The sequence below is a fragment of the Bradyrhizobium sp. USDA 4532 genome, from assembly GCF_024171315.1.
Taxonomy (GTDB): domain Bacteria; phylum Pseudomonadota; class Alphaproteobacteria; order Rhizobiales; family Xanthobacteraceae; genus Bradyrhizobium; species Bradyrhizobium australafricanum.
Map to the genome: position 1 here is coordinate 7,222,268 of NZ_JALJZN010000001.1, position 15,955 is coordinate 7,238,222.

At 65.3% G+C, this 15,955-nt stretch carries 18 protein-coding genes; 11 read left to right on the plus strand and 7 right to left on the minus strand.

Features of this window, described 5'->3' with window-relative positions:
* Positions 1-65: 65 nt before the first annotated feature.
* Together J2R76_RS33225 and J2R76_RS33230 are read right to left on the minus strand one after the other, a co-directional pair.
* Positions 66-527 (minus strand): GNAT family N-acetyltransferase, encoded by a 462-nt coding sequence (locus tag J2R76_RS33225; protein ID WP_172649052.1) that lies wholly within the window; start codon positions 525-527, stop codon positions 66-68.
* Positions 528-630: 103 nt separating this feature from the next.
* The gene (locus J2R76_RS33230) at positions 631-1,446 is read right to left on the minus strand and encodes a PAS-domain containing protein (protein WP_076829885.1); all 816 of its coding nucleotides are present in this window, start codon (positions 1,444-1,446) and stop codon (positions 631-633) included.
* Positions 1,447-1,658: 212 nt separating this feature from the next.
* Here J2R76_RS33230 and J2R76_RS33235 point away from each other — a divergent pair, with 212 nt between their 5' ends.
* Positions 1,659-2,012, plus strand: coding sequence for a DMT family protein (locus J2R76_RS33235; RefSeq protein ID WP_028336063.1), 354 nt, complete (start codon positions 1,659-1,661; stop codon positions 2,010-2,012).
* Between the two features lie 190 nt (positions 2,013-2,202).
* Here the strand turns inward: J2R76_RS33235 and J2R76_RS33240 are convergent, their stop codons facing one another.
* The 3 genes from J2R76_RS33240 to J2R76_RS33250 form a co-directional block, all read right to left on the minus strand.
* The gene (locus J2R76_RS33240; protein ID WP_168859260.1) at positions 2,203-2,358 is read right to left on the minus strand and encodes a hypothetical protein; all 156 of its coding nucleotides are present in this window, start codon (positions 2,356-2,358) and stop codon (positions 2,203-2,205) included.
* 61 nt (positions 2,359-2,419) lie between these two features.
* Entirely contained in the window at positions 2,420-2,596 is a 177-nt protein-coding gene (locus J2R76_RS33245; protein WP_253625426.1) for a hypothetical protein, read from the minus strand.
* A gap of 180 nt (positions 2,597-2,776) precedes the next feature.
* Positions 2,777-3,430 (minus strand): glutathione S-transferase family protein, encoded by a 654-nt coding sequence (locus J2R76_RS33250; RefSeq protein ID WP_057015955.1) that lies wholly within the window; start codon positions 3,428-3,430, stop codon positions 2,777-2,779.
* A 609-nt stretch (positions 3,431-4,039) separates the two neighbouring features.
* Here J2R76_RS33250 and J2R76_RS33255 point away from each other — a divergent pair.
* From J2R76_RS33255 to J2R76_RS33265, 3 genes are all read left to right on the plus strand, one after another.
* Positions 4,040-5,242, plus strand: a complete 1,203-nt coding sequence (locus tag J2R76_RS33255; RefSeq protein WP_028340563.1) for a pyridoxal phosphate-dependent aminotransferase — start codon at positions 4,040-4,042, stop codon at positions 5,240-5,242.
* Between the two features lie 249 nt (positions 5,243-5,491).
* A complete protein-coding gene (locus tag J2R76_RS33260) occupies positions 5,492-6,013 on the plus strand; it encodes a DUF992 domain-containing protein (protein ID WP_076829891.1) in 522 nt (173 codons plus the stop codon).
* A gap of 319 nt (positions 6,014-6,332) precedes the next feature.
* Positions 6,333-6,815 carry a DUF992 domain-containing protein gene (locus J2R76_RS33265; RefSeq protein WP_168859258.1) on the plus strand — a complete coding sequence of 161 codons (483 nt, stop codon included), beginning with the start codon at positions 6,333-6,335 and terminating at the stop codon, positions 6,813-6,815.
* Here J2R76_RS33265 and J2R76_RS33270 read toward each other — a convergent pair.
* Positions 6,812-7,744 (minus strand): alpha/beta fold hydrolase, encoded by a 933-nt coding sequence (locus J2R76_RS33270; protein ID WP_083715109.1) that lies wholly within the window; start codon positions 7,742-7,744, stop codon positions 6,812-6,814. The genes J2R76_RS33265 and J2R76_RS33270 overlap by 4 nt on opposite strands.
* 124 nt (positions 7,745-7,868) lie before the next feature.
* Here J2R76_RS33270 and J2R76_RS33275 point away from each other — a divergent pair, with 124 nt between their 5' ends.
* The 6 genes from J2R76_RS33275 to J2R76_RS33300 all read left to right on the plus strand — a co-directional run bounded on the left by J2R76_RS33275 (position 7,869) and on the right by J2R76_RS33300 (position 14,210).
* Positions 7,869-8,783 (plus strand): LysR substrate-binding domain-containing protein, encoded by a 915-nt coding sequence (locus J2R76_RS33275; RefSeq protein WP_253625427.1) that lies wholly within the window; start codon positions 7,869-7,871, stop codon positions 8,781-8,783.
* 159 nt (positions 8,784-8,942) lie between these two features.
* Positions 8,943-10,991 (plus strand): elongation factor G, encoded by a 2,049-nt coding sequence (locus tag J2R76_RS33280; protein WP_076829896.1) that lies wholly within the window; start codon positions 8,943-8,945, stop codon positions 10,989-10,991.
* Between the two features lie 139 nt (positions 10,992-11,130).
* Entirely contained in the window at positions 11,131-11,772 is a 642-nt protein-coding gene (locus tag J2R76_RS33285; protein ID WP_076829899.1) for a YoaK family protein, read from the plus strand.
* A gap of 31 nt (positions 11,773-11,803) precedes the next feature.
* On the plus strand, positions 11,804-12,646 hold the full coding sequence (locus tag J2R76_RS33290; RefSeq protein ID WP_076830082.1) for a shikimate dehydrogenase: 843 nt from the start codon (positions 11,804-11,806) through the stop codon (positions 12,644-12,646).
* A 116-nt stretch (positions 12,647-12,762) separates the two neighbouring features.
* On the plus strand, positions 12,763-13,341 hold the full coding sequence (locus J2R76_RS33295; RefSeq protein WP_194295382.1) for a hypothetical protein: 579 nt from the start codon (positions 12,763-12,765) through the stop codon (positions 13,339-13,341).
* Between the two features lie 260 nt (positions 13,342-13,601).
* A complete protein-coding gene (locus J2R76_RS33300; protein ID WP_057015947.1) occupies positions 13,602-14,210 on the plus strand; it encodes a hypothetical protein in 609 nt (202 codons plus the stop codon).
* Positions 14,211-14,385: 175 nt separating this feature from the next.
* Here the strand turns inward: J2R76_RS33300 and J2R76_RS33305 are convergent, their stop codons facing one another.
* A complete protein-coding gene (locus tag J2R76_RS33305; protein ID WP_016846679.1) occupies positions 14,386-15,522 on the minus strand; it encodes an alpha-hydroxy acid oxidase in 1,137 nt (378 codons plus the stop codon).
* A 142-nt stretch (positions 15,523-15,664) separates the two neighbouring features.
* Between J2R76_RS33305 and J2R76_RS33310 the strand changes: the two genes are divergently transcribed.
* A complete protein-coding gene (locus J2R76_RS33310) occupies positions 15,665-15,838 on the plus strand; it encodes a hypothetical protein (RefSeq protein ID WP_162832399.1) in 174 nt (57 codons plus the stop codon).
* Positions 15,839-15,955 lie beyond the last annotated feature (117 nt).

Here is a 15,955-nt window from a genome sequence, read left to right on the forward strand (position 1 = left end):
GCCTAGCCGGGCTTTGTAACGTGCCGGTGACACCTCTGTTCAATCCACAGGCCGCGAAGATCCGCTCAGACAATCTTGCGATAGATGACGAAGCCCGGCTTGTCTGCGACCTTGTCATAAAGCTGCATCGCGGTGTGGTTGGTCTCATGCGTCTGCCAGTAGACGCGTGGCGATCCCGCGAGCCTGGCCTGCGCGTAAACCCCGTTGATCAACGCGCGGCCAACGCCCTTGCCGCGTGCGGCTTCGCTGGTGAACAGATCCTGCAAATAGCAGGTTGGCGCGATCGCCGTGGTCGAGCGGTGAAACAGATAATGCGTCAGCCCGAGCAATCTGCCGCCGGCGTCGGCGACCAGCGCGTGCACCGGCTCATAGGCATCGAAGAAGCGTTCCCACGTCATCGCGGTGATCTCGGGCGCGAGCGCGGTCGGCCCGGATCGCTCATAGAAGGCATTGTAGCCGTCCCACAGAGGAAGCCACTGGGCGTAGTCGTCGCGGGTGACGAAGCGGATGGTGACGTCGTCGGCCATGGAGGATTCCTGGATGATCCTGCGTTGCGGGCGATGTCTCCGCACCGCTCGCAAGGTTCTACCGTCGCTATCTCGCAGGATCAATTGCGGACGAGGTCGCGCCTCACTCGGCGGCGCGCAGCAGCCGCGCCAGACGGCGCTCGCGCCCGGCGCGCTGGGCCCGATATTCATCGGCCTTGGCGGGATCGTCGGTGTGCCGCACGAGGTCGGTGACCGGCGTGTAGCTCAGCATGCGGCCGCCGTCCGGCAGTGCGGTGCAGCTGAAGCGCAGCACCTGGCCGTCGGCGAGGTTGAGATTGATCGGCGTGGAGTCGCCGGCGCGCATCATCGCGATGCGCTCGGCGATGAACGCGCTCAGCTCGTCTTCCGGCAGTTCATAGGCGCCGGTGTCGCGGCCGTGATACATCAGCGCGACGAAGGGCGGCTTGCTCTCGGCCTGCGCATCCGACAGCGCGAAATAGTCGCGGAAGGCGCGGTTGATGAATTCGGCGCGGGTGTCGGCGTCGAGCAGCACGATGCCGATGTCGACCTGGTCGAGCGCGGCTGCGAGCCGCTCCGCGGTGGCGTGATGCTGCTGGTCCGCGGCAAAGGCGTCGATCCATTTCTGCCGTAGCATTCCGGTGATCACGGCGGTGCCGGCCGCGGTCGCCGCCAGCATCAGCATCCGCGCGACGTCGGCGGTGTCGTAACCGGGCAGCGCGCGATGATTGAGGAAGAACAGCGCCGAGGCGGCCACCGCGATCGCGGCGGAGATCAGCCCGGAGGTGATGCCGCTGATCGAGCTCGCAAGCGCCACGATGCAGACGAACAGCGGCGCGGGATTGGGGACGGCGACAACGAGGCGATCGAGCAGGAAGGCGGCGGATGCCGTGATCGCCGTCAGGGCCGGACCTGAAATTGCACGCCAGTCGAACCGCATGCGCGTTCTCGCTATCTATCAAACGAACGATAAAGCCGCAGTTTGACGACAGGGCCGCAACCGCGCCGGCATTTCCTTCCCGACCGTTAAGCGGGCGTTGCGGGGGCCGAACCAGCTTTCGCTGCTTTCAAATCAAATGATATGCAGATCGGCACGGAACCCGGTTCCGTGCCTGCGGGTTACCGCGTGCTTTGCTTGCAAGAGGACATTCGATGCCCGCCATTTCGCCGTCGCTGCTGCCGATCCTGATGCTGTTCGCCTCGAACGTCTTCATGACCTTCGCCTGGTACGGCCATCTCAAGTTCAAGGATCATTCGCTCCCCATCGTGATCCTGGTGAGCTGGGGCATCGCCTTCTTCGAATACTGGCTGGCGGTGCCGGCCAATCGCTGGGGCAGCGCGGTCTACTCGGCGGCGCAGCTCAAGACCATGCAGGAGGTGATCACGCTGGTCGTGTTCGCCGCCTTCTCGGTGTTGTACCTGAAGGAGCCGCTGGGCTGGAATCACGCGCTCGGATTTGCCTTCATCGCCGCCGGCGCGTTTCTGATCTTCCACAAATGGGGCTAATGCTTCACCTCGCCCCGTGTGCGGGGAGAGGTCGGAACGCATCGTTAGATGCGTTCCGGGTGAGGGGGACTCTCCGCAAATGCAGCGATCTCCGAATACGCGGAAAGAGCCCCTCACCCCAACCCTCTCCCCGTAAGAACGGGGCGAGGGAGCACACTGCCGCCGCGGTTCGACCTGATCTCATTGCGCTTTAGTGGTGCGGGGCCGGCTTGGCGGTCGGCGTCGTGACATGCGCGGGGCGTGCGCGGTCTTCGCCTTGCGTGCCGGTCACGATCAGGAGCGATGCCGCCAGCAGGATCGCCGCCGACAGCGTCACGGTCACCAGTCCGACGGGGGTCTTCATCATGTCGCGCCGCTGTCTCTCCCGCGCCTTGCCGCGGATCAGGTGCCAACCGGAAATTGCTTGATTACGCCGGGATCGCCGTTGCCATGGTGATGTTGCTCGACAGCACCGTCACGGCGACGACCAGGCACAACGTCAGCGCGCCGAGCGCGAGCGACGCGGCGATCGCGTTCGTCAGCCGGGATGATGCCACCGGGGCAGGGCGGCCATCGAAGCCTGCCGTGCCGGACCACAGTTTCATGGTCTAAATCCCTCAGGCCGCGAGCGAATCACTCGCGACATCCGCGCGAATCTGCCGGTTGTCACCGGCAACATTGCGGCGGCGGCGCCGTCCAAAAATGGCTAAAATACGGCGGTGGCGCGAGTTTTGCCCGTTATTTGGGCAGTTTCCCCGTTATTCCCTGGATTCACACCCGGCCGTTCAGACGCCGGCCGCGAGGCGAGGCTCAGGCTCGGCCTCGGTACCAGGCTGCCAGTCCATCGAGACAAATCCGGGGGTCTGCTCGACCCGCTTGAGCCAGGCGCGGATCGACGGAAAGGTCGCCAGGTCGAAGTCGCAGCGGTCGGCGACGTGGGTGTAGCCGTAAAGGGCGATGTCGGCGACGGTGAGCTGTCCGGCGGCGAAATAGGCGTGTTCCTTGAGGTGATTTTCCATCACCTGCAGCGCCGCATAGCCGCGCTCCATCCAGTCCTCCAGCGCGTGCGTCTGCAGGTCGCGTCCGCCCTTGACCAGCGACAGCCAGAAATAGGCAGCGCCGATGTTCGGCTCCAGCGCGTGCTGCTCGAAGAACATCCACTGCAGCGCCTCGGCGCGCTCGATCCGCGACTCCGGCGCCAGCGGCGTGCCGATCGCGACATACCAGAGGATGGCATTGGACTCGGCGAGATGGCGGCCCTCGGCGACCTCGAGCAGCGGCACCTGGCCGCTCGGATTCTTGGCCAGGAATTCCGGCGTGCGGCTCTCGCCGCGCAGGATGTCGATCTCGATCGCCTCGTACGGCGTGTTCAGCACGGCAAGCGCCAGCCGGACCTTGTAGCTGTTGCCGGAGCGCTGCATCGAATAGAGCTTGTACATTGCGTCGTGGTTCACTCGGTCAGGGAGACGGTACGCTTAAAAATTGCGCGGCCTGTCACACCGCAACGCCGCTAAACAATGATGCTGACGGGGGTGCGTCGCAAGCCCTGCAGTGTGGAAAAAGTCGAAACGTCTACTGCACTGCACACGTGCAGAACGATTCCATCCACACGGCAGAACAACTCGGATCACGCCTGCGCGACGCTCTGCACGGTGGCGGTCGATCGCCAAGGTCGCGACCATGGCCGGTGCGCTGCAATTCACAAACCTTAACGCGCGTCCTTGGCGGCACGACGCGCGCCGGTCTGCGTTGACGACCCGCCGTTAGCGCTGTCAGGCAGGTTGCCGCGCGGCATTGTCCTCGGAGCAATCCGCGCTGGCGCATGCCGCCGAAAGGCCCCGCCGGCAAGACCCGAGCGGGCTTGCCGGATATGAGTCATCCGGTGCCGGAACTTGCGGAAAATTGCGCGCGCCGCGAGCCATGCGCGAAAGTTTTCGTGCTTTACCGCCAAGCTTCTTGCGGTGCAGCGGCGACAGGCCTAGGGTGCCGCGATCCCATTCAAATCAAGTCGTGGCCCTACGGCTCACGACGTTTGCCAGGAGATGATAATGGCCTTCCTGTCCGCTGCGCTCGACCGTGTGAAGCCGTCCGCGACGATCGCGGTCACGGACAAAGCACGCGCGCTGAAAGCCGCGGGCCGCAACGTCATCGGCCTCGGCGCCGGCGAGCCTGACTTCGATACGCCCGCCAACATCAAGCTGGCAGCGATCCACGCGATCGAGGCCGGCAAGACCAAGTACACCGATGTCGGCGGCATTCCGGAGCTCAAGGAAGCCATCATCAACAAGTTCGCGCGCGAGAACGGCCTGACCTACAAGCCGAACCAGGTCATCGTCGGCACCGGCGGCAAGCAGGTGCTCTACAACGCGCTGATGGCGACCATCAATCCGGGCGATGAGGTGATCATCCCGGCGCCGTACTGGGTCAGCTATCCCGAGATGGTGGCGCTCGCCGGCGGCGAGTCGGTGCCGGTGGTGTGCCCGGCCTCGACCGGCTTCAAGCTGCGTCCGGAAGATCTCGAGAAGGCGATCACGCCGAAGACCAAGTGGGTGATCCTGTGCTCGCCGTCGAACCCGACCGGCTCGGCCTATACGAAGAGCGAGCTCAAGGCGATCACCGACGTGCTGGTCAAGCATCCGCATGTCTGGGTGATGACCGACGACATGTACGAGCACCTCGTCTATGACGACTTCGTCTTCACCACGGCGGCGCAGGTCGAGCCGAGCCTGTACGATCGCACGCTGACCGTGAACGGCGTGTCGAAGGCCTACTGCATGACCGGCTGGCGCATCGGCTATGCCGGCGGCCCGGCGCAGCTGATCAAGGCGATGGCGACGATCCAGTCGCAGTCGACCTCGAACCCGTCGTCGATCGCGCAATGGGCGTCGGTCGAGGCGCTCAACGGTCCGCAGGACTTCATCGCCGCGAACAACAAGGTGTTCAAGGAACGTCGCGACCTCGTGGTGTCGATGCTCAACCAGGCGAGCGGCATCGAGTGCCCGCGGCCGGAAGGTGCGTTCTACGTCTATCCGTCCTGCGCCGGCACGATCGGCAAGAAGGCGCCGTCGGGCAAGCTGATCGACAACGACGAGGCGTTCGTCACCGAATTGCTCGAGAGCGAAGGCGTCGCCGTGGTGCAGGGATCGGCATTCGGGCTCGGACCCGCGTTCCGCATCTCCTATGCGACCAAGACCTCCGATCTCGAGGATGCCTGCAAGCGCATCCAGCGCTTCTGCGGTAATCTGCGGTAGTTCGATCCGAACTTAAAGAAACGCTCCCGCACCTGGTGCGGGAGCGTTTTTGTTTGTGCGCCGAAATCGCGCCGGTAGATTCGACGAGTCAAATCACATCCAGCTCACCTCACGCGCGTGTGTGCGAACATCGATGCCACACGCGGGAAGTTTTTACGGCGTCTTTGCGCGCTGCCTTGTTTTGGACACGAGCCTTCCTTCCTGTCCGCCGCGCGAATTCAGTTCAGTTCACCTTGCGGAGACAGTTCAATGCGACTTTCGACCCTCACCCTTGCAGCGCTTGCGTTGCTGGCGCAGTTCGCCACCGCCAACGCGGCGCCTCAGGTTCAAGCCGGGGTCCTGCAATGCCAGGGCGGCGAGAATGTCGGCTTCGTTGTCGGCTCTGTCGCGCGCCTCGAATGCGTGTTTCAGAGCGGCGGCCGTCGGCCCGAGCCCTATGTTGCGACCGTGAAGCGGATCGGCGTCGACCTCGGCGTCACCGCGACGACCCAGCTCGCCTGGGCCGTGAGCGCGCCGACCACGCAGCTTCCGCGCGGTGCGCTGGCCGGCAGCTACGGCGGCGTCGGCGTCAACGCCTCGGTCGGCCTCGGTGCCGGCGGTAACTTCCTGTTCGGCGGCCCGAACAATGCCTACGCGCTGCAGCCGGTCAGCGTGCAGGGCCAGACCGGCCTCAACGTCGCGGCCGGCATCGCCGGGATCGATCTCGAGCCGGTCGCCTACGGCGGTCCGCGCCGTCATCATCGTCACCACCGTCATCATCACCACCACTAGATTTTGTTTTGACGCGTTTTCTTCACGCGAACCGGTATCCGCTTCGCTCGAAAACGCTCTAGGCTGGTCGGTGTTCGATCAAAGAGGCCCGCGAAGGCGGGCCTCTTTTTTGTTGTCTGTTGTTTGCTGTCCATTGCTCGATCAATCGGCAGACCGAAAGGAACAGCAGCGCCGCAACATCTCCTGACAATCGGTGGCCGGGCACCGCAAATTCTGGCTGGACGTTCGATGTTGTGGCATAGGATGCGAACGGCGCCGCAGACACGGCGCCGTTCGGTTCTCTGCTCGCGTCATGCCTCTCAGCCGGAGACTCCCCAACATGCGTCGCTTCACTCGCCTCGCCGGTGCCGCCATCGCCACGCTGACCGCAATCGTTGGCGCCAGCGCCCAACAGCCGATCCAGCGCGTGCAGGTCGGCGTCCTTGAATGCCGCGGCGGCGCGAGCGTCGGCTTCATCGTCGGTTCCGTGACCCATCTCGGTTGCGTGCTGCGCGCCAATGGTCTGCCTGAGGATCGCTACATCGCGACCATCCAGAAGGTCGGCATCGATCTCGGCATCACCCAGGAATCGGCGCTGGCCTGGGGCGTCTATGCGCCGGTGGAGCGGCTCGGGCCGGGTGCGCTCTCCGGCAACTATGCCGGCGCGCAGGGCAGCGCGACGCTCGGTGTCGGCGTCGGCGGCAACGTGCTGGTCGGCGGCTCCGACAACACGATCGCCCTGCAGCCGCTCAGCGTGCAGGGCCAGGTCGGCATCAACATCGCCGCCGGCCTCGAGAGCCTGGAGCTGCGTCCGGGCCGCTAACGCGCGCCCGTGCGGTTGATCAGCTTGCCGAAGAAGCCGCTTGCTTCTTCGGCAACGATCCCGGGCGCCTCGGCGTGAACATAGTGCCCGGTCTCGACGAACCTGATCGAAGGTTCGCTCCAATAGTCTTTCAACCTGTCCGACCATTCGGGCGCGATCAACGGATCGCGGCGGCCCCAGAGAAAGCGCGACGGCACGTCGATGCGCGGCTGCGCCGGCAGCTTGCCTTCCAGCCAGAGCCGGCGATTGGGCGCGGACGAGAGATACCAGTCGAAGCCGCCCTGGATGTTGCCCGGCTTCATGAAGTTGTCGACATAGGCTTCCAGCAGGTCGCCGAACACCGCGGGATCGTCGCCCGACCAGTGGTCGAGGAAATGCCGGAAGTAGAGCCGGCATGACTCGCGCGAGCTTCCGACCAATTGCGCGGCCCATGGCAGCTGCTGGAAGTATTGATACCAGACCTCGATCAGGTGGCCGGGCTGGCCGTAGCGATGCCCGAGGCCCGGATAGGGCGTGCAGAGATAGAGCGTGCCGGTCAGCCGCTGCGGCTGACGATGCGACATCGCCTGCATGACATAGGCGCCGAGATCGCCGCCGATGACGCCGAAGCCGTCATGACCGAGCGCGTCCATGACGGCAAACATGTCCAGCGCGTGGCGCTCAGCGGTGGCGGACGCATCGGGCCCCGGTGTCGGCTTGCCGGTGTCGCCGCAGCCGCGCAAGTCGGGCGCGATCAGTTCAAAACTGTCGCCGAGGCGCAGCATCAGCGGGCGCCACACCAGCCAGAACTCCGGCCAGCCGTGAAGCAGGAGCAGCGGCGGCCCTTTGCCGAAGCGCGCGACATTGACGCGCAGGCCGCCGATATCGATCTTCTGTTGTGTGATGCCTGCCGCGGCTGCTTCCGCGAAGGCTTTTTCCAGCGCCGTCATGAGGACTCCCTGTGCTTTGCCGCAGGCTGTCCGCGTTCGCGCGTCCGGTCCAATACTCGTTCGATACGGTTGCAGAGCTGTTGCGTATGACTGACGGCACCCGCCGCCGTGCTATACCGACGGCATGGAATTGCGACATCTCAGATATTTCGTGGCGCTCGGCGAGGAATTGAACTTCACCCGCGCGGCCGAGCGGCTGCACATCGCGCAACCGCCGCTAAGCCAGCAGATCCGTCAGCTCGAGGACGAACTCGGCGTGACGTTGCTGCAGCGGAATAGCCGTCCTGTCAGGCTCACCGAGGCGGGCGAGCTGCTGCTTGCGCGCGCCCGCTCCCTGCTCGCAAATTTCGAGGCCGCGGTTGCGGACACGCGGCGCGTCGGGCGCGGCCAGGCCGGCAAGCTCGCGATCGGATTCGTCGGCTCCGCGATGTTCGCCGGTCTGCCCGATATCATAGGCAGCTATCGCGACGCCTGTCCCGACGTCGAGCTCGTGCTTGACGAGATGCTGGCGGCCGAGATTGCCGAAGCGCTGCGGCGACGCCGGATCGATGTCGGCTTCGCACGCCCGGCGCTATTGCCGGAGGCGGGTCTTGCCCAGCGCCTGATCCTGGAGGAGCCCTATGTCGCGGCGTTGCCGCGCGCGCATCCGCTTGCCGAGAGGGACGACATTGCGCTTGCCGAATTGTCCGATGATGCCTTCGTGCTCTATCCGGCGCGGCCGGAGCCATCGGTCACCGGCCTGATCGTCGCCGCGTGCCAGGCCGCCGGATTCACGCCGCGACTCGCGCAGGAGGTGCTGCATCTGCAAACCGCGATTGGCCTGATCGCCGCCGGCGTCGGTGTATCGCTCGTCCCGGAGGCCGCGGCACGCGCGCAGACCGGTCGCGGCGTGGCGTATGTCCGCTTGGCCGCGCCGGCGGTGACGGCGCCGCTCACGATTGCGTGGCCTGAAGAAGATGTCTCGCCCGCCGTGCAGCGTCTGCTCGACCTTGCGACACGCTGGCGCGAGATTGCTCCGGGACTTGCGCGAAGGAACTGACGCAGCGGATGCAATTGTCCGGACGATGGCTCGGAATTGCAAACCTCCGCGACGCCGCACCGCAGCGACGTTTTCCCGCTTGCCAAATGTCAAACGCAGGCAGAGCATAAACGGTCGCCGACCCAATCATGGGCCGAGCTCCAAAACGAGGAGGCGGCAATGGGACAAGACGTCAGAAGTCCCCGAGGTCCACGGTGCATCGCATTGGTGGGCCCTTTCCAAAGCGGTAAAACCACACTTCTGGAAGCGATCCTGGCGCGCACTGGCGCCATTAAAACTGCCGGCAGCGTCGATGCCGGAACCTCCGTCGGCGATGCCAGCCCCGAGGCGCGTCAGCACAAGATGGGCGTAGGCCTGACCGCCGCCACCACCACCTTTATGGGGGACAGCTACACCTTTATCGATTGTCCCGGCTCGATCGAATTCGCGCACGATATGCGTGCAGCGTTGCCGGCGGTCGATGCCGCGGTCGTGGTCTGCGAAGCCGACGAGAAAAAGCTGCCGCAGCTGCAGATCATCCTGCGCGAGCTCGAGGAGCTCGGAATTCCCCGTTTCCTGTTCCTGAACAAGATCGACCGCGCCAACAAGCGCGTCCGCGAGACGCTTGCGACGCTGCAGCCGGCCTCGCGCGTGCCGCTGGTGCTGCGCCAGATCCCGATCTGGAACGGCGATCTGATCGAAGGCTTTGTCGATCTCGCGCTGGAGCGCGCCTTCGTCTATCGCGAGCACAAGCCGTCGGAGGTGATGGCGCTCGAGGGCGGCAATCTCGATCGCGAGAAGGAAGCCCGCTTCTCGATGCTGGAGAAGCTTGCCGACCACGACGACGCGCTGATGGAGCAGTTGCTGGAGGATATCCAGCCGCCGCGCGATGCCGTGTTCGACGATCTCGCCCGCGAACTGCGCGAAGGGCAGATCTGTCCGGTGCTGCTCGGCGCTGCGAGCCGCGAGAACGGCGTGCTGCGCCTGATGAAGGCGCTGCGCCATGAGGCGCCCGGCGTCGCCGAGACCGCCGATCGGCTCGGCATCAAGGATCAGAAGGATGCGCTGGCCTACGTGTTCAAGACCGTGCACTTGCAGCACGGCGGCAAGCTGTCGCTGGCGCGCGTGCTTGCGGGCCGGCTCGACGACGGCGCGACGCTGCAATCCTCAAGCGGCGAGAGCGGACGCGTCTCAGGCATCCTCGCGGTCTCGGGCGGGCATGACAGCAAGCGGCCGCAGGCCGAGGCCGGCGACACCGTCGCGCTCGGCAAGCTCGATGCGATCAAGACCGGCGATACGGTCTCGAGCGGCAAGACGGCGCCGGCCTCGCTGGTCAAGGTCGAGCCGGCCGCGGCCGTGCTGTCGATCTCGATTGCCGCGACCGACCGCAAGGACGATGTCAAGCTCGGCCAGGCGCTGCTGCGGCTGAACGAGGAAGATCCCTCGCTGACGATGATCCAGAACCCGCGCACCCACGACACCGTGCTGTGGGGGCAGGGCGAGATGCATCTGCGCGTGGCGCAGGAGCGGCTGAAGGACCGCTACGGCGTCAACGTCAAATCGCATCCGCCGGCGATCGGCTATCAGGAGACCATCCGCAAGCCGATCACCCAGCGCGGCCGGCACAAGAAGCAGTCCGGCGGCCATGGCCAGTTCGGCGACGTCGTGCTCGACATCAAGCCGAAGCCGCGCGGGTCAGGCTTCGAATTCCACGAGAAAGTGGTCGGGGGCGCGGTGCCGCGCAACTATATCGGCGCGGTGGAAGAGGGCGTTGTCGACGCGCTGGCGCGCGGCCCGCTCGGCTTCCCCGTGATCGACGTCGACGTCACGCTGACCGACGGCTCCTATCACAGCGTCGACTCGTCCGATCTCGCGTTCCGTACCGCGGCGAGGATCGGGGTCAGCGAAGGGTTGCCGCAGTGCCAGCCGGTGCTGCTGGAGCCGATCCATATGGTCGAGATCGTCTGTCCGACCGACGCCACCGCCAAGATCAACGCGATCCTGTCGGCGCGCCGCGGCCAGATCCTCGGCTTCGACACCCGCGACGGCTGGATCGGCTGGGATTGCGTCCGCGCCACGATGCCGGAATCGGAGATCGGCGACTTGATTGTCGAACTGCGCTCCGCCACGGCCGGCGCCGGCACCTTCACCCGCCAGTTCGACCGCATGGCCGAAGTGACGGGCCGCGCCGCCGACCAGATCATCGCCGCGCATCGCGACGCGGCGTGATCGAATTGTCATTCCGGGATGGTCCGAAGGACCAGACCCGGAATCTCGAGATTCCGGGTTCGATGCTGTCGCATCGCCCCGGAATGACGGGCCAAGATAGCGCCCGTGATTCCCTTCCTATGACGCAGTTTCCGCCAGCATGCTTGAATCCCGCCGTAACCTGGCGCTGGCCTGCGCGCTCAGCGCAATGGCCGGCTATGTCGACGGCATCGGCTATCTGCATCTCGGCGGGCTGTTCGTCTCCTTCATGAGCGGTAACTCGACGCGGCTTGGCGTGACGCTGGCCGAGGGGCATTGGCAGCACGCCCTGGAAGCGCTGGAGCTGATCGTGCTGTTCGTCGCCGGCGCCGCAGCCGGCAGCCTGATCGTGCTCAGCGCGCTGGTGCATCGCCAGCCCCTGCTCCTGCTCATCGAGGCGTGGCTGCTCACGGCGGCGGCGGTGGCCTATGCCTATGGCCTGTCGAACGCCGCGGTCGCCGCCATCGTGCTGGCGATGGGGCTCGAGAACGCCGTATTCCAGCTCGAAGGCGGGGCCGGGCTCGGCCTCACCTATGTCACCGGGGCGCTGGTGAAGGCCGGTCAGCTGATCGCCGCCGCGCTCACAGGCGGTGCGGGCTGGGCCTGGCTCCCGAACCTGCTGCTGTGGGCGGCGCTGGTCGCGGGCGCGCTCGCCGGCGGGCTGGTCTATGGCTGGATCAACCTCGCCGCGATCTGGTTCGCCGCAGCCGCCGCGTTCGCCCTCAGCGCGCTGGTTGCCGCAACCGCGAAGCGGACGCATTGACAGCGCGCCCGCCTTGGCCGATGTCACGATCATGACGTCCTCAAGCAAAACCCGCGCCGCGTGCCTGATCGGCTGGCCCGCCGCGCATTCCCGCTCGCCGTTGATCCATCATTACTGGCTGCGCACGCTCGGCATCGAGGGCGGTTATGTGATCGAGGCGGTGCCGCCGGAGGACTTCAAGGATTTCCTGTTCCGCCTGTCGCTGCGCGGCTTCGTCGGCGCCAACGTCACCATTCCGCACAAGGAGCGCGCGCTGGCGCTGTCGGCACCGGATGCGCGCGCCCGCGCCGTCGGCGCCGCCAACACGCTGTGGTTCGCCGATGGCGAGCTGCGCTCGACCAACACCGATGTCGAAGGCTTCATCAACAATCTCGACGCCTGCGCGCCCGGCTGGGACAAGACGGAGGACGCGCTGGTGCTCGGCGCCGGTGGCGCGGCACGTGCGGTGGTGTTCGGCCTGATCGAGCGCGGCATCGCGCGCGTGCATCTGGTCAACCGCAGCATCGATCGCGCCCGCGCGCTGGCCGGGCAATTCGGCGCGCGGGTTCATCCCGCGACATGGGACGAGGTTGATGAGCTGCTGCCGCGCGCCGGCCTGCTGGTGAATACCACCTCGCTCGGCATGCATGGTCAGCCCGCGCTCGAGATCGATGTCGGCCTGCTGCCGCAACACGCGGTCGTTTCCGATCTCGTCTATGTGCCGCTGGTGACGCCGCTGCTTGCGGCGGCAGAGGCGCGTGGTCTGAAGACCGCTGATGGACTGGGCATGCTGTTGCACCAGGCGGTGCGCGGTTTCGAATTGTGGTTCGGGCGGCGTCCGCAGGTCACGCCGGAGCTGCGCACGCTTGTTGAGGCCGATCTCACAAAGACTTGAGGCCTGGAATAGCATCTCCGGAACGGGGTCTGGTGTTAGTCCCCCCGCGTTCCCTCCGGAGATCAGTCATGCCTGCCAGCCGCTCCCATCTCATTCGGCCGTTCATCGCGCTTGCGATGGTGACGGTGTCCACGCTCTACGCGCTCGCGCAGCAGCCGCCGACACCGACGCGGGTGCGTGGAACCGTCGAGAGCGTCGACGGCGATACGCTCGCGGTGAAGTCGCGCAGCGGCGAGGACGTCAAGCTGCACATGGCAGGCAACATGGTGGTGCTCGGTCTCACCAAGATCGCGCTGTCCGACATCAAGGTTGGTTCCTTCATCGGCACGACCACCGTGCCCGGCCCCGACGGCACGCCGAAGGCGGTCGAGGTGCACGTCTTCCCGGAGAACATGCGCGGCACCGGCGAAGGCTCGCGGCCGTACGATCTGAAGCCGAACAGCAGCATGACCAATGCGACCGTCGCGCAATCCGTCGTCAGCAATGACGGCCACACATTGCTGGTCAAATACAAGGACGGCGAGAAGAAGGTGGAAGTCGCACCCGATACACCGGTCGTGACCTATGTTCCCGGCGACAAGGCGGACCTGAAGGCCGGCGCCAAGGTCATCGCCTTCATGAAGAAACTGCCAGACGGCTCGCTTGAAACCGATCGCGTCAGCGTCGGCCGCGACGGGCTTACGCCGCCGATGTGACGCGCAGCGCGTAGCCCGGATGGAGCGGAGCGAAATCCGGGAATCTTCCCAGGAAGGCGGTCCCCGGATTGCGCTCCGCTCCATCCGGGCTACGGCAGAACATGCAAACGCATCACCTGTCCGTTATCGCAGTAACGGCCCCCTCATCCGGTCCGTAGTTGTTGAACGGTCACCTTTCCCGCGAACGGGAGGTAGCCGCACGGAATACCTTCAACTCCCCGGTGTTCCCTGATTCGCCAGCCCAACCCATGAGGGACACCATGCCGAAATCGACGCTGTTCGCCGCATTGCTTCTCGTTGCCTTTGCCTCGGCTGCATCCGCGCAGCAGCCGCCGGCGGTGCGTATCCGAGGCACCATCGAGGCCGTCGACGGCGCGATGCTGTCGATCAAGTCGCGCGACGGTGCCGACATGAAGGTGCGGACCACTGACAACGTCGCGGTGTTCGGCGTCGCCAAGACCGATCTGTCGGAGATCAAGCCCGGTTCCTATATCGGTGTCACCGCGATGCCCGAGCCCGACGGAACGCAGAAGGCGATCGCGGTTCACATCTTCCCGGAGAACCAGCGCGGCGCCGCCGAAGGCTTCCGCCCCTGGGACCTGCGCGCCAATTCGACCATGACCAACGCCACCGTCGCCGAGACCGTGAAGGGCACCGACGGCCAGAACATCACGGTGAAGTACAAGGACGGCGAGAAGAAAGTCGTGGTGCCGCCGGGCACCCCGGTCGTCACCTTCGTCGCCGGCGACAAGTCGGAGCTGAAGCCGGGCGCCAAGATCATCATCTTCGGCGCGCTGAAGAAGGATGACGGCACGCTGGAAGCCAACCGCGTCAATGTCGGCCGCGACGGGATTGCGCCGCCGATGTGAGGCAGAGCAGGCTCCGCTGTCGTCCCTGCGAAAGCAGGACCCATAACCACAGGGTTGAGTTGTTGAAGCGCGCTGTCGCCGCGGCGTTGCGAAACGACGGCCATCGGTGGTTATGGGTCCCGGGTCGCGCTTCGCTTGCCCGGGACGACGTGTTGAGAGAGGCTGCCGCTCCGCGCTAAACCGCCAGCACGTGATCGTCGATCTCGGCGATGGTGTTGACGCCGCACAGTCCCATCGTGGTGGTGAGCTCCTTGCCCAGAATATCGATCGCCTTGGCGACGCCTTCCTGGCCGCCGGCGCCGAGGCCATAGGCATAGGCGCGGCCGATCATGCAGGACTTCGCGCCGAGCGCGAGCGCCCGCATGACGTCCATGCCGGTGCGGATACCGCCGTCGAACATGATCTCGAGCTTCGAGCCGACCTCATCGACGATCTCCGGCAGCACCTCGATCGAGGACGGCGCGCCGTCGAGCTGGCGGCCGCCATGGTTGGAGACCACGATCGCCTGGGCGCCGGTCTTGGCGGCAAGCTCGGCGTCCTCGACGTCGAGGATGCCTTTAAGGATCAGCTTGCCCGGCCAAATGCTGCGGATCCAGTCGATGTCCTTCCAGTTCAGCGAGGTGTCGAACTGCGAGGCGGTCCATTCCGACAGTTTCGTCAGATCCTCGGTGCCTTTGACGTGGCCGGCAATGTTGCCGAAGGTGCGGCGCTTGCCTTGCAGCACGCCTGATACCCAGGCGGGCTTGGTCGCGAAGTCGATCAGCTTCGACAGTGACCATTCCGGCGGCACCGTCATGCCGTTCTTGATGTCCTGGTGGCGCTGGCCGATCACCTGCAGGTCGACGGTCAACACCAGCGCCGAGCATTTCGCCGCGATCGCGCGCTCGATCAGCGACTTGATGAAGCCGCGGTCCTTCATGACGTAGAGCTGGAACCAGAACGGCTTGTCGACGGCGGCGGCGATGTCCTCGATCGAGCAGATCGACATCGTGCTCTGGGTGAAGGGAATGCCGGCCGCCTGCGCGGCGCGGCAGGCATAGATCTCGCCGTCGCCATGCTGCATGCCGAGCAGGCCGACCGGCGCCAGGATCAGCGGCATCGCGGCCGGCTCGCCGAGGATCGTGGTCGCCAGGGTGCGCTTGGACACATCGACCAGGATGCGCTGGCGGAACTTGATCTGCTGCAGATCTTCCGAATTCGCGCGCAGCGTGTCCTCGGTGTAGGAGCCGCGGTCCGCATAATCGAAAAACGCCTTCGGCACCCGGCGCTTGTGCAGCTGGCGCAGATCTTCGATGCAGGTAATGTGCTTCATGGACGGTCCCGGCCCTTCTTCTGTGTCGCAAGTTCGATATCGCGAGCCTTGTTTTAGGCAGCAAGTCTTGCGGGTGTTCGATCTTGCCGTCATCTAGCATGGATGGGAGGCCTGCCAAATCGAAGACGGATGGGAGAGCGCGATGACCCAATCAGGCTCCAAACCGAAAGCAGACGAGAACGCCGAGAAGCGCCGGCTCGACGAGGCCCTGGAAGAGGGGCTGGAGGAGACGTTTCCCGGTTCCGACCCCGTCAATGTCACCCAGCCGGCCCCCAGCAAGGGCGACCAGCACGTCAAGCGCAACGGCAAAGGGTAGGGGACGGCGTTCGTTCCCCAGGTTGCCGAAAGAGTAATAATGTTATATCTTTCAGTGCCTTAATGTAGAGGCACGGGGTTTAGCCCCGGTAATGATTCATCATATTTTTTGAAGTCC

Bases quoted from the DNA above. Each gene is read 5' to 3' on its own strand.
- J2R76_RS33225 (WP_172649052.1), bottom strand. From the start codon at position 527: ATGGCCGACGACGTCACCATCCGCTTCGTCACCCGCGACGACTACGCC.
- J2R76_RS33230 (WP_076829885.1), bottom strand. From the start codon at position 1,446: ATGCGGTTCGACTGGCGTGCAATTTCAGGTCCGGCCCTGACGGCGATC.
- J2R76_RS33235 (WP_028336063.1), top strand. From the start codon at position 1,659: ATGCCCGCCATTTCGCCGTCGCTGCTGCCGATCCTGATGCTGTTCGCC.
- J2R76_RS33240 (WP_168859260.1), bottom strand. From the start codon at position 2,358: ATGATGAAGACCCCCGTCGGACTGGTGACCGTGACGCTGTCGGCGGCG.
- J2R76_RS33245 (WP_253625426.1), bottom strand. From the start codon at position 2,596: ATGAAACTGTGGTCCGGCACGGCAGGCTTCGATGGCCGCCCTGCCCCG.
- J2R76_RS33250 (WP_057015955.1), bottom strand. From the start codon at position 3,430: ATGTACAAGCTCTATTCGATGCAGCGCTCCGGCAACAGCTACAAGGTC.
- J2R76_RS33255 (WP_028340563.1), top strand. From the start codon at position 4,040: ATGGCCTTCCTGTCCGCTGCGCTCGACCGTGTGAAGCCGTCCGCGACG.
- J2R76_RS33260 (WP_076829891.1), top strand. From the start codon at position 5,492: ATGCGACTTTCGACCCTCACCCTTGCAGCGCTTGCGTTGCTGGCGCAG.
- J2R76_RS33265 (WP_168859258.1), top strand. From the start codon at position 6,333: ATGCGTCGCTTCACTCGCCTCGCCGGTGCCGCCATCGCCACGCTGACC.
- J2R76_RS33270 (WP_083715109.1), bottom strand. From the start codon at position 7,744: ATGACGGCGCTGGAAAAAGCCTTCGCGGAAGCAGCCGCGGCAGGCATC.
- J2R76_RS33275 (WP_253625427.1), top strand. From the start codon at position 7,869: ATGGAATTGCGACATCTCAGATATTTCGTGGCGCTCGGCGAGGAATTG.
- J2R76_RS33280 (WP_076829896.1), top strand. From the start codon at position 8,943: ATGGGACAAGACGTCAGAAGTCCCCGAGGTCCACGGTGCATCGCATTG.
- J2R76_RS33285 (WP_076829899.1), top strand. From the start codon at position 11,131: ATGCTTGAATCCCGCCGTAACCTGGCGCTGGCCTGCGCGCTCAGCGCA.
- J2R76_RS33290 (WP_076830082.1), top strand. From the start codon at position 11,804: ATGACGTCCTCAAGCAAAACCCGCGCCGCGTGCCTGATCGGCTGGCCC.
- J2R76_RS33295 (WP_194295382.1), top strand. From the start codon at position 12,763: ATGGTGACGGTGTCCACGCTCTACGCGCTCGCGCAGCAGCCGCCGACA.
- J2R76_RS33300 (WP_057015947.1), top strand. From the start codon at position 13,602: ATGCCGAAATCGACGCTGTTCGCCGCATTGCTTCTCGTTGCCTTTGCC.
- J2R76_RS33305 (WP_016846679.1), bottom strand. From the start codon at position 15,522: ATGAAGCACATTACCTGCATCGAAGATCTGCGCCAGCTGCACAAGCGC.
- J2R76_RS33310 (WP_162832399.1), top strand. From the start codon at position 15,665: ATGACCCAATCAGGCTCCAAACCGAAAGCAGACGAGAACGCCGAGAAG.